The sequence below is a fragment of the Acinetobacter sp. NPDC052428 genome (genome assembly GCF_044547685.1).
GTDB lineage: Bacteria > Pseudomonadota > Gammaproteobacteria > Pseudomonadales > Moraxellaceae > Acinetobacter > Acinetobacter lwoffii_G.
Genome location: NZ_JBIUAT010000001.1, coordinates 263931 through 279606, shown reverse-complemented (window position 1 = coordinate 279606; position 15676 = coordinate 263931). Strand labels below are relative to the sequence as shown.

Below are 15676 nucleotides of genomic sequence, written 5' to 3'. Positions count from 1 at the left end.
GAGATTGAAAGCCTTCTAGTTAGTTTTGACGGACGCTAGAGGGCTTTTTTATTGCCTGAATTTCGTAATCCCCCTAAGTCCCCCTTTGAAAAGGGGGATTTTCTCCCTCCTTTATTAAAGGAGGGTCGGGGAGGATTTAAAACCTGTCAGATTATTGACAAGCCTCACAATCAGGGTTGTCAATTGAACATGCCATTGGCACTGGAGCCGCTTGTGCAAAACCTTCTTCCTCTGCAGGAGCTTCAGGTTTTTGCGCTTCAACCACCGGAGCTGCTGCTACAACAGGCGCCGCAACAGTTGCAGGTTTAACTGCATTCAATGCGCCAGTGTTGATTGTTGATTTCTCGGCAGAAGTCGCACCCAATGCACGCAGGTAATAAGTCGTCTTAAGACCACGTAACCAGGCCATCTTGTAAGTGATGTCCAGTTTCTTACCGTTTGCACCAGCGATGTAAAGGTTAAGAGACTGCGCCTGATCAATCCATTTTTGACGACGTGATGCAGCATCCACGATCCAGCGCGTTTCAACTTCAAACGCAGTCGCGAAGATGGCTTTAAGCTCTTCAGGTATACGAGAAATCTTCTGAACAGAACCTTCGAAATGTTTCAGGTCGTTGACCATTACTGCATCCCAAAGACCACGTTCTTTCAACGCACGTACCAGGTACGGGTTAATCACGGTGAATTCGCCAGACAGGTTTGATTTCACATACAAGTTCTGGAATGTCGGCTCAATAGATTGAGAAACACCACAGATATTTGAAATCGTAGCAGTCGGAGCAATCGCCATCACGTTCGAGTTACGCATACCATCTTTTTGAACTTTGGTACGTAAAGTGTCCCAGTCCAGACGTTGAGTGCGGTCGACTTCGAACATGCGTTCAGGACGAGTTTTCGCAACCAGATCAAGCGAGTCGATTGGCAGGATACCTTGATCCCACAATGAACCCTTGAATGTTTCGTATGTACCACGTTCAACAGCCAAATCGCTAGATGTTGAAATTGCGTAGTACGAAATCACTTCCATCGATTCATCAGCAAACTCAACCGCAGCATCAGAACCATAAGCCAGGTTCATTTCGTATAGTGCATCCTGGAAGCCCATGATACCCATACCAACCGGACGGTGTTTCAGGTTCGAGTTACGTGCTTGTGGAACAGCGTAGTAGTTGATGTCAATCACGTTATCGAGCATACGAACCGCAGTTTTAACTGTACGTGCCAGTTTTTCACGATCAAGTACACCGCCTTTGACGTGTTGTACCAGGTTAATTGAACCTAAGTTACATACCGCAATTTCTTCTTTGCTTGTGTTGAGTGTAATTTCTGTACACAGGTTAGAAGAGTGCACCACACCTACGTGTTGCTGTGGTGAGCGTAAGTTACATACGTCTTTGAATGTGATCCACGGGTGACCAGTTTCAAACAGCATGGACAGCATTTTGCGCCACAAATCTTTTGCACGGATTTTCTTGTGCAGCATATTTGTTTCTTTGGCAATCGCTTCGTAATGTGCATAACGCTCAGCGAATTCTGCACCCGTCAAATCATGTAGATCAGGCGTTTCAGAAGGGGTGAACAGTGTCCATTCTGCATCTTCGAATACACGTTGCATGAACAGGTCAGGAACCCAGTTCGCAGTGTTCATGTCGTGGGTACGACGACGGTCATCACCGGTGTTCTTACGCAGTTCCAAGAATTCTTCGATGTCCAGGTGCCAGGTTTCTAAGTATGCACAAACTGCACCTTTACGCTTACCACCTTGGTTAACCGCAACAGCAGTATCATTCGCCACTTTCAGGAACGGAACTACACCTTGAGATTTACCGTTAGTGCCTTTGATGTATGAGTTCAAGGCACGGACTGGCGTCCAGTCATTACCCAAACCGCCTGCCCATTTAGACAGCATTGCGTTATCACGCATCGCGCCATAAATGTCATACAGGTCATCATCAATGGTTGTTAAATAGCAGCTCGACAATTGTGGACGAAGCGTACCTGAGTTAAACAGGGTAGGCGTCGATGCCATGTAGTCGAAGCTAGACAATAAGTTATAGAACTCAATCGCGCGGTCTTCACGGTTTTCTTCATTGAGCGACAAGCCCATAGAAACACGCATAAAGAACAATTGCGGAAGTTCGAAACGTACGCCATCTGAATGGATGAAGTAACGGTCAAATAAAGTTTGCAGACCCAAGTAAGTAAACTGGTTAGAGCGTTCCGGTTGAATCGCAGCTGCCAGTTTAGCCAGGTCAAAGTTCAGCAATTCTGGAGAAAGCAGCTCAAGCTCAATCCCTTTTTTCAGGTAAGTTTCCAGCGCATCGCCTTCAACTGTATCTACAGGTAGACCCAGGAATTTCAAACCAGTCGCAACCAGGTCATCACGCAATAAACGTGCAGTCACATACGTATAGTTAGGCTCTTGCTCGATACGAGTACGGGTCGCCATCATCATCGTGGTCGAGATGTCTGACTCTTTTACGCCGTTGTACAAGTTTTTCACAGTCTCATCGACAATCGCTTGTACATCAATGCCTTCAAGGCCTTCAGCTGCTTTAGTAACATGCGCAGTTAAAGCACTTAAATCCAGTGGCTTGAGTTTGCCTTCAGCATCGGTAATTTGCAGGGTCGGGTGATGATGTGCACCTAATTGTTTACGTGCTTCAGAACGTTGTTCACGATAAATGACATAAGAGCGTGCAACTTTCTGTTCGCCCGTACGCATTAGCGCAAGTTCAACTTGGTCTTGAATTTCTTCAATATGAATCGTTCCGCCAGAAGGTAAACGACGTTTAAAGGTATTTAATACCATTTCCGTCAGTTGCTCGATACGATCATGGATCCGGCTCGAGTCAGCGCTTTGTTGGCCTTCAACCGCCAAAAACGCTTTACCAATTGCGACAGAAATTTTTTCTGCATCAAAAGCGGCAACATCACCGGTGCGTTTAATCACCTGAAGTTGACCAGGAGTTGAAGTGATTACGCTCATGTTAGCATAGCTCCATTGTCATCTATTTTTATGTTTATGGACCGTTTGAACTGGGCAAAATTCGTGCCACAGTGTTTGAGGAATAAACACAAGACCTAGTGGTTTTAAAATTAATTGAACACAAGATACGGGAAAATTTAGGGTAGATCAATATTGACATTTAGCTAAATATTTTTCTTAAGTTGTGCTTTAGTCCTTGTAAAAATATCGCTATTTTTATTGATTTTTGTATAAGCCTTATCAGGCAAGGCATAGCATAACAAAGTCCAAAGAAAGTGCTTATAGATAACACTGTGGATAACTAAAAAGTGCTGAATCAAGCAGTCATATTTTGTCCATGTAAGAGTTGTGTAAATCGCAAATCAGATCTAAGCCACTGTTTCAAGCATAATTGTCCAAAAAATGCACGATAAAATATTACAAAATGCTATCTTGATGTATCAGTTTGGTGAACGCTATCTTGTTTACAATGTAAACGTGTGTATATTGCAAGCATATTAAAAACGTATCTATTGGATTTCAAAAGGATACGCCTATAGCGTAGATCCACCAAATAAGGGGCAATACATGAGCCAAGAAGAAAAGTTACCCAAGATTTTAATTGTTGAAGATGATGAGCGTCTTGCTCGTTTAACGCAAGAATACCTGATCCGTAACGGACTTGAGGTAGGGGTAGAGCCGGATGGTAATCGTGCCATTCGTCGGATTATTGCTGAACAGCCAGATATGGTAGTGCTGGATGTGATGTTGCCAGGTGCTGATGGCTTGACCATTTGCCGTGAAGTGCGTCCACATTATCATCAACCGATTTTGATGTTGACTGCGCGTACTGAAGATATGGATCAGGTTTTGGGTCTGGAAATGGGTGCAGATGACTATGTCGCTAAACCTGTTCAGCCGCGTGTATTGCTAGCACGTATTCGTGCATTATTGCGTCGTACTGACAAGGTGCCTGAAGATGAAGTGGCACAGCGCATCGAATTTGATGATCTGGTCATCGACAATGGCGGTCGTTCAGTGACCTTAAATGGCGATCTGGTTGATTTTACCAGTGCAGAATATGACCTGTTATGGTTGCTTGCATCGAATGCTGGCCGTATTCTCTCTCGCGAAGATATTTTCGAGCGTTTACGTGGTATCGAATATGATGGTCAAGACCGTTCAATCGATGTGCGTATTTCTCGTATCCGTCCAAAAATCGGTGATGACCCAGAAAATCCGAAGCGTATTAAAACAGTACGTAGTAAAGGTTATCTTTTTGTTAAAGAGACCAATGGTCTTTAAGCAAATGTGGTTTGTTGCTTGAATAAGCAGGATAAATTATAGGTGTTTAAGCACAGTATATTTTTGCGTATATACGCAGGACTCGTCATTCTTGTAGTCTTGGTGGCGGTGTTCGGCTATCTGTTGGTACAGATTATCAACTATCAGCGTGCGCAAGAATATCGCGAATCCCTGACTGATGGTATGGCATATATCATCAGTGAAGGGGTTGCACGCCAGCCAAATCTCCAGCAAAAAATGGATTGGGTTTCTGATGCCTCCGATTTGCTGGAATTGCCCATTCACTATGTAGAAGCCAGCAAGGTCGACATTACCCGTGCTGAAGGGCGCCGTATTGCCGAACGTAAAGCGGTGGTGCGCTGGGATGCCGAGTCCGGTATTGCCTATATTGTGGTAGGGCTGCGCGATGACCCAGGTCATTACCTTTATATTAAGGCTGACAGTATTACTGAACGTCAGATGAAGGCCTTACCAGTCTTTATTTTGGACTACCTGGTCTACTATCCAGGTCAGGAAAAAGAATATCTGGCTCGTATTCAGGATTATTTTTCTTATCCGGTTTCTATCGAAAATGTCCAGAATCTACCTTTAGACTCCGAGCAAATCGGACGTCTGCGTCTGGATCACAGCATCATTTTATACCGCGATAATGCCTCTATTCGTGGTACCACAATTTCAATTATTTCACCGATTCCTGGTTCGACCTCGCAAGTATTGGTCATGGGGCCGGTACCCTTGTTTAACTGGATGCCATTCCAGTTGGCGACCGGTATTACCTTATTAAGCCTGTTTGTGTTGAGTCTGGGTGTTTATGGTCTGCTGGTTCCGATGCAGCGCAAGTTACGTGAAGTCAGCTATGCCTTAAACAAAATGAAATCGGGTAACATGTCATTGCGTCTTCCTGTGGAAGGCAGTGACGAGATGTCTACACTGGCATCTAGCTATAACAATATGTCAGACCATATCCAGCGTTTAATCGAAGCACAGCGTGAGCTGATGCGTGCAGTGTCGCATGAGTTGCGTACACCGGTGGCACGGATCCGTTTTGGTGTGGAAATGATGGCAGATGAAGACGACTACGATTATCGTCTGCAACAGGTGGAGCAGATTGATAAGGACATCGAAGCACTGAATACCTTGATTGATGAGATTATGACCTATGCCAAACTGGAACAGGGCATGCCGTCGATTGAGTTTGAACAGATTGATCTGTATGACGTACTGAATCAGGTGGCACAAGAAACAGAAGCACTGAAAACCCAGAAAATCATTGATTTATATCCAATGCCTGTTGCGATTACGGTAGAGGCAGAGCGTCGCTACCTGCATCGTGTAATTCAGAATCTGGTGGGGAATGCCATCCGTTATTGTGATAATAAAATCTTGATTAGCGGTGGTCTGGACCAAGATGGTCAGGCCTATGTTTGTGTAGAAGATGACGGGCCGGGGATTCCGCAAATAGATCGCGCCCGCATTTTTGAAGCCTTTGCCCGACTGGATGATAGTCGTACCCGTGCTTCGGGTGGTTATGGTTTAGGTTTGTCGATTGTCAGCCGGATTGCATACTGGTTTGGTGGTACGATTCAAGTTGATCAAAGTCCGACCCTGGGTGGTGCGCGTTTTACCATGACTTGGCCGGCACAACGTTATGTCAAGAAGAGTAAGCGCAAGATGCTAGAAAAAAAGCCTGAGGAAGCGAGCGATCATTTAGCTTGATATTGTGTGAATGATTTTAGTCATAAAAAAACGATGCATCGGCATCGTTTTTTTATTGGGAGCGATTTTTATTCCTGAATGGTCGCATCAGGTTCAATGAGTGATTTACCCTCTTTTAAGCTTTGTAGCGCTTCAGGGTTAAAGTCGATCAATAGTTTGGTGTTTTTCGCATCGACATTATAGCGCTGAATCAGTTTCTGGTCGCCTGATAACGTTTCGACTTTATATTCGTCAGCGATATTCATAATGCCATCCAGATTGATGCTGGAAGAGGCGTGATCTTCTTGAAAAAGTGCATGGATGTCACGTAAGTCAAAAGCTGCCTGGCTTATGTTGGGATTTTTTTGGATGTAATTTTCTATATGTCGAACCAGTAATTGAGCAAATAAAAAATAATTAGGTCGATGAGAAAAGCGTAGAGACATGCAAGGACTCCTTATTGTTACTTTATTAATGTCATGATGTGGTTTAGAAATAGAAATAACATATTCTGAATCAGTCCGTTGAGCATGTTGCAAAAAGACACAATTGCCAATCTAAGCTTACCAAGTGGCTGCAGGGGGTAAATCAGCAGTTAAATGTAAAAAATCACATTAAATCTCAAGTTAAATCAAATAGTTTGAAGGGAATAATAGGTGTTAAAATAAGTTTTTATCTGATTTAACTTGGATTCAATAGTGAAAAGGACTATATGTAAATGGGTGGGCGAGAAAAGCAGCTCATCGATCAGTCTATTTTCTGGCAGCGCTATTTATGGAAAAATTAATAGATAATTAAAATTTAATTTAGGAAAACGATTAAAACGAATTCTGAATGATTAAAGTCAAATTAAATGCTGAAATGTCTAAAAAATCATCCCAAAGACTAAGGCTTATAAACTAGCAAGTGAAATCCAAAATCAGGTACAATTGGCGGGATTAATTTTGTGTTTGGTGTATTTGAAGGCCAATACATACATTCTTTGTTAACAAATAGGCCTGCCAGGAGTTATCCCCGCATGAGTGCTATTACTCCATACGAATGGGCAATTATTGCCTTCGTGATCGGCGTTACATTTTTATGCGTCTTTATGCTGACTGTCCCATTACTCCTCGGGGGTAAATCATGGGGCCGTGCCAAGCAGGAGCAGTTTGAGTCAGGTGTAGTTAGCGCAGGTGGAGCTCGTATCCGCTTGTCTGCAAAGTTCTATTTAGTTGCAATTTTCTTCGTGGTGTTTGATTTAGAAGCACTTTATCTATATGCATGGGCGGTTTCTGTTCGTGAAGTAGGTTGGATTGGTTTTGCAACTGCAGCTATCTTTATTTTGGTTTTACTTGTTGGTTTGATTTACGAATTATCGACAGGTGCACTCAATTGGGCACCTTCAGACAGACGTAAAGCCGCAGGTGTTAAAGCTAAAATTGGTTCGCCAAATATGGATCTAGCAGAAATTACGCGCTTCAACTCAATTGAAGAATTGGTAATCGACCCTACAGGTCAAATCCCAGCTCAATCCTCTGGTCGTGTGAAAAGCTCACCGGCTAAATCATCTGATAAGGAGTAAGACGGGATGAAATACACATTAACCCGTGCGAATCCGGATGCTGACCAATATCCACTTCAGGAACGTATTGTTGTAGAAGATCCGTTGCTAGAAGAAGAAGTGAATAAAAATGTATTCATGACTCGCTTAGAGGATGTGGTACATACAGCAGTCAACTGGGGTCGTAAAAACTCAGTTTGGCCATTTAACTTTGGTACATCTTGCTGCTACGTAGAATATGCAACCACCTTGACCGGCGTGCATGACTTGTCACGTTTTGGTGCCGAGGTTATCCGTGCTTCACCGCGTCAGGCAGACTTAATGATTGTAGCGGGTACTTGCTTCGTGAAAATGGCACCAGTAATTCAACGTCTATATGAACAGATGCTGGAACCGAAATGGGTCATTTCAATGGGTGCATGTGCCAACTCAGGTGGTATGTACGATATTTATTCAGTCGTACAAGGTGTGGATAAAATCATCCCGGTCGATGTGTATATTCCAGGTTGCCCACCACGTCCTGAAGCTTTGATTCAGGCATTGATGCTGTTGCAAGACCAGATTCAACTAGAGCGTCGTCCGCTTTCTGCGGTGATCGGTGATGATCTTAAGCCAGTGTATAAGCCAAAGATGATGCCGGAACGTGACCGTAAGAAAGACCAGCGTGTTGCTGTGAAGAACTTACGCTCTATGGATGAAATTAAATAATTTAAACGACAGGTTGTTTTGTTGTGCACCCGCTATGGGTGTAATTGTCGTTTAGATTGACTGAATTTGTATTAAATAGGAAGCCAAGCCAATGGCTGAAATTGACATTGCTATGCCAGAATCAACGCCTGTTGATTCACGCCCAGCATTTGCCATCATTGAAGAACTCAAAACCAAATTTGGTGAGAACTTCTTTGTGCAAACGACTTTCGAGGATTTCCCGACAGTCTGGGTTGAGCGCGCACGTGTACAAGAAGTTTTAATGTTCTTGCGTACAGTGTCACGTCCTTACGTGATGTTGTTCGACCTGTCAGCGGTAGATGAGCGTCTGCGTACGCACCGCGACGGTTTACCTGCGTCTGACTTCACCGTGTTCTATCACCTGTTGTCGCTCGAGCGTAATACTGACATTCGTATTAAAGTTGCCTTAGCTGAAAGCGATTTGAATCTTCCGACGGCAACCAATATTTGGCCAAATGCCAACTGGTACGAACGTGAAGCTTACGATATGTTCGGGATCAATTTCGAAGGGCATCCAATGCTCCGTCGTATCTTGTTGCCAACCTATTGGGAAGGTCATCCGCTACGTAAAGAATATTCTGCGCGTGCGACTGAATATACGCCGTATTTGCAAGATAAAGCCAAACAGGACTACGAACAGGAACATCTTCGTTTCGTCCCTGAAGATTGGGGTATGAAGCGCGGCAATGCCGATGAAGACTTCATGTTCCTGAACTTGGGTCCGAACCATCCATCTGCGCACGGTGCGTTCCGTGTGATCTTGCAGCTGGACGGTGAAGAAGTGAAAGACTGTGTGCCTGACATCGGTTATCACCACCGTGGTGTGGAAAAGATGGCTGAACGTCAAACCTGGCATTCATTCATTCCGTATACAGACCGTGTCGACTACCTCGGTGGTTGTGCGCAAAACATGCCTTACGTGCTTGGCGTAGAGCAAATGGCGGGTATTACGGTACCTGACCGTGCGCAATGTATTCGCGTGATGATGTCTGAACTGTTTCGTATCAATAACCACTTGCTGTTCATTGGTACTGCGATTCAGGATGCCGGCGGTATGACGCCAGTCTTCTACATGTTTGCTGACCGTCAGAAAATCTATGACGCGATTGAAGCGATCACCGGTTACCGTATGCACCCGGCATGGTTCCGTATTGGCGGTACAGCACATGACCTTCCAAACAACTGGCAGCACCTGATCCGTGAAATCCTGGACTGGATGCCGAAACGTTTGAAGGAATACCATACTGCAGCGCTGAAAAACTCGGTGTTTGTGGGTCGTACCCGTAATGTTGCGCAATACGATGCAAAATCTGCATTGGCTTGGGGTGTAACAGGTACAGGTCTACGCGCTACAGGTATCGACTTTGACGTACGTAAATATCGTCCATATAGCGGCTATGAAAATTATGACTTCGAAGTGCCGGTTGAGTACGAAGGCGATGCCTATGCACGTGTTATCGTTCACTACCGTGAAATCGAAGAATCACTGAAAATTATCAAACAATGTTTAGATAATATGCCGTCTGGTGCGTACAAAGCAGATCATCCACTGGCTGTTCCACCACCAAAAGACAAGACATTACAAGATATTGAAACCTTGATTACGCACTTCCTGAGTGTATCTTGGGGTCCTGTAATGCCTGCGGGTGAAGCATCTGTGATGGCGGAAGTGGTGAAAGGCGCGTCGAACTACTACTTGACTTCAGACAAGTCAACCATGAGTTACCGTACCCGTATCCGTACACCAACCTTCACGCATTTACAGCAAATGCCTTCTGTGATTAACGGCAGCTTAATGTCTGACTTAATCATTTATTTAGCGACCATTGACGTCGTAATGGCTGACGTGGATCGCTAAGGGGTAAACGCATTATGATGATTTTGACTGATAAAAAGCCACGTGTGAATGTTGAAGGGATTTTGACTGCGGACGAAATTCACGATATCGAACATCACATGGGGCACTACCCATACCCACGTGCAGCGTGTCTAGATGCGCTGAAGTGTGTACAACGCCGTAATGGCTGGGTAGATGATGCGCAAATGAATGCCATCGCACAAATGCTGAGCATGAGCGTTGCAGACCTGGAAGGTGTGGCAACGTTCTATAACCGTATTTACCGTCAGCCGGTCGGTCGTCACGTAATTTTATTATGTGATTCGATTGCGTGTTTCTTGATGGGTGCGGAAACTTTGGCAGAAGCATTCCAGCGCGAATTAGGAATCCAGTTTGGTCAAACGACTGCAGATGGTCGTTTCACTTTGCTGCCAATTTGCTGTCTGGGCAACTGTGACAAAGGTCCAACCTTAATGATTGATGAAGACACGCACGGTCTGGTTGAAGTGACTTCGGTGAAACAGCTGTTGGAGAAGTATGTATGAATACTGAACCAAAACCAATTTATGGCGACGGTAACCCGGAAACGCATCCATTAACATGGCGTTTAAGCAAGCAGGCCAACGTACGTAATGCAGATGATTACGAAGCGCTGGAAGGTTATGCAGGCTTTAAAAAAGCCCTGTCTATGTCGCCTAAAGATGTATTGGAAGTGGTTAAGGCAGCGACTGTAAAAGGTCGTGGTGGTGCAGGCTTCCCGGCAGGTATCAAATGGTCTTTGATGGCGCCAAACGACAACTCAGGTCCACGTTACCTGATTTGTAATGCCGATGAGATGGAACCAGGTACCTTTAAAGACCGTTTGTTGATGGAAGATCTTCCGCATCAATTGATCGAAGGCATGCTGATTGCAGGCTATACGCTTGAAGCAACACACGGTTATATCTTTATCCGTGGCGAGTACATTGAAGCTGCTCAGTACTTAAATGAAGCACTTGAGCAAGTTCGTGCCAAAGGTTACTTAGGGGATAACATCCTTGGTACAGGCTGGAACTTCGAGTTACACGTGCATACCGGTGCGGGTCGTTATATCTGCGGTGAAGAAACTGCATTGATTAACTCGCTAGAAGGTCGCCGTGCCAACCCGCGTACTAAACCGCCATTCCCGCAAGTTGCAGGTGCTTGGGGTCGTCCTACGATTGTCAACAACGTAGAGACCTACAACAACTTACCAGCCATCATGCTGCGTGGTCCTGAATGGTATATCAACTTGTCTGCGGGTAAGTCGAAAGATCCAGGCACCAAGATTTATGGTGCATCAGGTAAGGTAAAATTCCCAGGTCTATGGGAGCTTCCATTTGGTACGACAGCACGTGAAGTGATTGAAGACCATGCGGGTGGTATGCGTGACGGCTTAAAACTGAAAGCATGGTTACCGGGTGGTGCATCGACTGACTTCCTGGCTGCTGAGCATATTGATCTTCCTATGGATGCGGAAAGCATCATGAAGGCAGGTTCGCGTTTAGGGACTTGCTTACTGATGGTGGTAGATGAAACCCAATGTATGGTTTCAGCGACACGTAACCTCGAAGAATTCTTTGCACGCGAATCATGTGGTTTCTGTACGCCTTGCCGTGATGGCTTACCTTGGGCTGTGAAAGCGCTGAAAGCACTGGAAGATGGCACAGGTAAGAAAGAAGATATCGATCACTTACAAGAACTGACTCGTAAGCTTTGGATTGGTAAAACTTTCTGTGCCCACGCACCGGGTGCAATGGAGCCGCTTATGGGCGCACTCAAATATTTCCGTGGCGAATTTGAAGCGAAGGTTGTGAATGCCGCCGCTCAAACCAGCAACGTAGAACAAGCTTAAGGAATTCGACTATGGCTACAATTCATGTCGATGGCAAATCGTATGAAGTCAACGGCTCGGAAAACTTGCTACAAGCATGTTTGAGTCTTGGCATTGATATCCCATACTTTTGTTGGCATCCATCCTTAGGTTCTGTCGGTTCTTGCCGTCAATGTGCCGTGACCCAGTACGCGAATCCAGAAGATACGCGTGGCCGTTTGGTCATGTCATGTATGACGCCAGCATCTGACAATACCTACATCTCGATTGAAGACAAAGAAGCCAAAGATTTCCGTGCTTCGATTGTTGAATTCTTGATGACCAACCATCCGCACGACTGTCCAGTCTGTGAAGAAGGGGGTCACTGTCATTTACAAGATATGACTGTAATGACGCAGCATGACCGTCGTCGCTACCGTTTCACGAAGCGTACCCATTACAACCAGGAGCTTGGCTCATTCATTTCTCACGAAATGAACCGTTGTATCGCGTGTTACCGTTGTGTGCGTTATTACAAAGACTACGCAGGTGGTACGGACTTCGGCGTGTATGCCAATGCATCACGTGTGTACTTCGGTCGTCCTGAATCAGGTACTTTAGAGTCTGAATTCTCGGGCAACCTGACTGAAGTATGTCCAACAGGTGTATTCACCGACAAAACTCATTCGGCTCGCTACAACCGTAAATGGGACATGCAGTATGCGCCAAGCGTATGCCAAGGCTGTTCTTCAGGTTGTAACATCTCTCCGGGTGAGCGTTATGGCGAACTTCGCCGCGTAGAAAACCGTTATAACGGTGAAGTCAACCAGTACTTCCTATGCGACAAAGGCCGTTTCGGTACAGGTTATGTGAACCGTGAGGACCGTCCGCGTCAACCACAATTCCGTCAAGGTGCAACTGTTGAAACTGTTTCAGTGGATGCAGCACTAGACACGGTCATTGCAAATATCCAGGGCAAAAAAGTATTGGGTATTGGTTCACCGCGTGCATCACTTGAATCAAACTTCGCACTTCGTGAGTTGGTGGGTCAAGAGAACTTTTCAACAGGTCTATCTCAAAAAGAGCAGAATCTGGTTGAGTTGGCAGCTTCTATCATGCAAACCGAGGGTGTTTACAACCCGAACATGCGTGAAATTGAAAGCTACGATGCTGTGTTAATTTTGGGTGAAGACCTCACACAAACTGCGCCACGTATGGCTTTATCTGTTCGCCAGGCTGCGAAAAATAAAGGCAAAGAGATGGCGGCAGAGCGCCGTACGCAAGAATGGTTAGCTGAGCCGGTACAACGTATTGCCCAAGATACAAAATCTCCGATTTACATCCTGGCTGCGACACAAACCCGTTTGTCTGATGTTGCTGAAGGCGAAGTGGTTGCTTCTCCAAACGACATCGCGCGTTTAGGTTTTGCGGTTGCTGCAGCAGTTGCTGGTGAAACGATTCTTGGTTTAGATGACGATGCCAAAGCATTTGCACAAACCATTGCGGACACTTTAAAAGCTGCGAAGAAACCACTGATTATCTCGGGTACAAGCTTGCAAGATCCTGCCATTATGGAAGCTGCTGCACAAGTTGCACAGAATCTGGGTAATGCGGGTCTGACTTTGACGGTTCCTGAAGTGAACTCGATGGGTATGGCAATCTTTGGTGGTCAAAGCCTAGAGCAAGCATTTGCACAAGATTACGATACTGTGATTGTGGTTGAAAACGACCTTTACCGTCGTCTTCCTGCTGCACAGGTCGATGCTGCACTTGCAGGTAAAGATGTGATCGTACTGGATCACTCTGAAACTGCAACAGTGAAAAAAGCCGACATCGTACTTTCTGCTGCATCGTTTGCTGAAGGTGATGGTACTGTCGTTTCTCAAGAAGGCCGTGCACAACGTTTCTACCAAGTGTATGACCCAAGCTACTACAATCCTGAATTGGCGATCAAGGAATCTTGGCGCTGGTTACACGCTCTGGAAACAGGCGTAAAAGGCAAAGCGATTTCTTGGACTTTACTGGATGATGTGATCGAGTCAGTGGCGAAAAACGTTCCTGCGCTTGAAGGCATTCTGGATGTTGCACCTGATGCGGGCTTCCGTGTTCATGGCTTGAAAGTGGCACGTGAACCACGTCGTTACTCAGGTCGTACTTCAATGCGTTCGCCATTGTCTGTACATGAGCCGAAACAGCCTACAGATAAAGACTCCGCATTAACATTCTCGATGGAAGGTTATGTCGGAGACCAGACTCCATCTCCACTGGTTCCATTTGCATGGTCTGCAGGCTGGAACTCGCCACAAGCTTGGAACAAGTTCCAGGAAACTGTGGGTGGTTCACTGAAAGGTGGTGATTCAGGCGTTCGTTTATTCGACCGTTTGGCAAAACGTCCGGCACGTACATTCGTTGCACCGGCACCTGTTCTGGTCAATGCTGAAAGCTTCCGTCTAGTACCGATGCACCATATTTTTGGTTCAGGTGAATTTACCATCAAAACACCAGCGATGGAAACACGTATTCCTGAAGCGGTATTTGCAGTGGGTGAGCAGGATGCAGCGCGCCTGAATGTTCAAGATGGTCAGACAATCACGGTGAAAGCAGGTGAGACGTCAATCGTTCTTCCAGTTCAAGTGATTGAATATTTACCGACAGGTTATATTGGCTACCCAATCGGTCTGGCACCGACGGTATCTCTTGCAGAGCCTGTTTCAGTCGCGGTAGGAGTGTAATTCATGGAACAAGAATTAATCCGTCAAACGCCGTTGTGGGCTGAAAACTGGCCAATTGCCTATTCAGTCATTCAAGCGATTGTGATCTTGCTGGTTGTAGTACTGATCGCTGCGTTGATGTCTTTTATTGAACGTCGTTTACTCGGCTTGTGGCAAGACCGTTATGGTCCGAACCGTGTTGGTCCGGGCGGTATGTTCCAGATTGTTGCCGACATGCTGAAAATCATGTTCAAGGAAGACTGGACACCTAAGTTTGCTGACAAATTGACGTTCCGTATGGCGCCAGCAGTTGCGATGGCAACTGCGGTGCTGTCGTTCATGGTTATTCCTGTATCACCTTATTTAGGTGTAGCAGACATGAACATCGGCCTGTTGTTCTTTATGGCAATGGCGGGTATTGCAGTTTATGCAGTCCTGTTCGGTGGCTGGTCATCAAACAACAAATATGCCTTACTGGGCGGTTTACGTTCTGCGGCTCAGACCATTTCTTATGAAGTGTTCTTGGGTATCTCGTTGATGGGTGTGGTGGCAATTGCCGGCTCATTCAACATGCGTGAAATCGTTGAAGCGCAAAAAGATGTTTGGTTTGTAATTCCCCAGTTCCTGGGTTTCTTGATCTTCGTGGTTGCAGGTGTGGCGGTAACGCATCGTCACCCATTTGACCAACCAGAAGCAGAACAGGAACTGGCAGAAGGTTACCATGTCGAATACGGCGGTATGAAATGGGGGATGTTCTTCGTTGCGGAATACGTCAACGTGGTACTGATCTCTGCATTGATCGTGACTTTATTCTTCGGTGGCTGGCTTGCGCCATTCAACCTTGATATTCCGTTCCTTCCAGCAGCATTCTGGTTCATTATCAAAACAGCATTCTTTGTAATGATGTTTGTACTGGCGCGTGGTTCATTAATGCGTCCACGTTATGACCAGGTGATGAACTTTGGTTGGAAAATTTGCTTGCCATTGGCGTTGGTTAACCTTTTGGTAACTGGTGCTGTGATTCTGATGAATCAGGCCTAAGACAGCAGGGAGAACA

The 15676-nt window shown here is 45.6% G+C and carries 11 protein-coding genes; 9 read left to right on the top strand and 2 right to left on the bottom strand.

From position 1 onward, the window contains the following. Positions 1–151: 151 nt before the first annotated feature. On the bottom strand, positions 152–2989 hold the full coding sequence (locus ACIG3F_RS01360) for a ribonucleoside-diphosphate reductase subunit alpha (protein WP_071850801.1): 2838 nt from the start codon (positions 2987–2989) through the stop codon (positions 152–154). 567 nt (positions 2990–3556) lie between these two features. Here ACIG3F_RS01360 and bfmR point away from each other — a divergent pair. Together bfmR and bfmS are read left to right on the top strand one after the other, a co-directional pair. Beyond that, a complete protein-coding gene (gene bfmR / locus ACIG3F_RS01355; RefSeq protein WP_004280782.1) occupies positions 3557–4273 on the top strand; it encodes a response regulator transcription factor BfmR in 717 nt (238 codons plus the stop codon). 42 nt (positions 4274–4315) lie between these two features. Then, positions 4316–5989, top strand: coding sequence for a sensor histidine kinase BfmS (bfmS, locus tag ACIG3F_RS01350; RefSeq protein ID WP_278357708.1), 1674 nt, complete (start codon positions 4316–4318; stop codon positions 5987–5989). A gap of 68 nt (positions 5990–6057) precedes the next feature. On the opposite strand, the gene ACIG3F_RS01345 is transcribed toward bfmS, so the two are convergent. Further along, on the bottom strand, positions 6058–6414 hold the full coding sequence (locus ACIG3F_RS01345) for a hypothetical protein (RefSeq protein ID WP_005247904.1): 357 nt from the start codon (positions 6412–6414) through the stop codon (positions 6058–6060). Between the two features lie 572 nt (positions 6415–6986). Between ACIG3F_RS01345 and ACIG3F_RS01340 the strand changes: the two genes are divergently transcribed. The 7 genes from ACIG3F_RS01340 to nuoH all read left to right on the top strand — a co-directional run bounded on the left by ACIG3F_RS01340 (position 6987) and on the right by nuoH (position 15660). Continuing rightward, positions 6987–7532, top strand: a complete 546-nt coding sequence (locus ACIG3F_RS01340; protein ID WP_071850799.1) for an NADH-quinone oxidoreductase subunit A — start codon at positions 6987–6989, stop codon at positions 7530–7532. A 6-nt stretch (positions 7533–7538) separates the two neighbouring features. After that, positions 7539–8219 (top strand): NADH-quinone oxidoreductase subunit B family protein, encoded by a 681-nt coding sequence (locus ACIG3F_RS01335; RefSeq protein ID WP_071850798.1) that lies wholly within the window; start codon positions 7539–7541, stop codon positions 8217–8219. 91 nt (positions 8220–8310) lie between these two features. After that, entirely contained in the window at positions 8311–10098 is a 1788-nt protein-coding gene (gene nuoC, locus ACIG3F_RS01330; protein WP_071850797.1) for an NADH-quinone oxidoreductase subunit C/D, read from the top strand. A gap of 14 nt (positions 10099–10112) precedes the next feature. Further along, positions 10113–10622 carry an NADH-quinone oxidoreductase subunit NuoE gene (gene nuoE / locus ACIG3F_RS01325; protein WP_004280775.1) on the top strand — a complete coding sequence of 170 codons (510 nt, stop codon included), beginning with the start codon at positions 10113–10115 and terminating at the stop codon, positions 10620–10622. After that, positions 10619–11950: an NADH-quinone oxidoreductase subunit NuoF gene (nuoF, locus tag ACIG3F_RS01320; RefSeq protein WP_005106202.1), complete on the top strand. Its 1332-nt coding sequence runs from the start codon at positions 10619–10621 to the stop codon at positions 11948–11950. The genes nuoE and nuoF overlap by 4 nt, the downstream gene beginning before the upstream one ends. Before the next feature lie 11 nt (positions 11951–11961). Beyond that, the gene (nuoG, locus tag ACIG3F_RS01315) at positions 11962–14640 is read left to right on the top strand and encodes an NADH-quinone oxidoreductase subunit NuoG (RefSeq protein ID WP_278357705.1); all 2679 of its coding nucleotides are present in this window, start codon (positions 11962–11964) and stop codon (positions 14638–14640) included. 3 nt (positions 14641–14643) lie between these two features. Next, positions 14644–15660: an NADH-quinone oxidoreductase subunit NuoH gene (nuoH, locus tag ACIG3F_RS01310; RefSeq protein ID WP_004280772.1), complete on the top strand. Its 1017-nt coding sequence runs from the start codon at positions 14644–14646 to the stop codon at positions 15658–15660. The last annotated feature ends 16 nt before the right edge of the window (positions 15661–15676 follow it).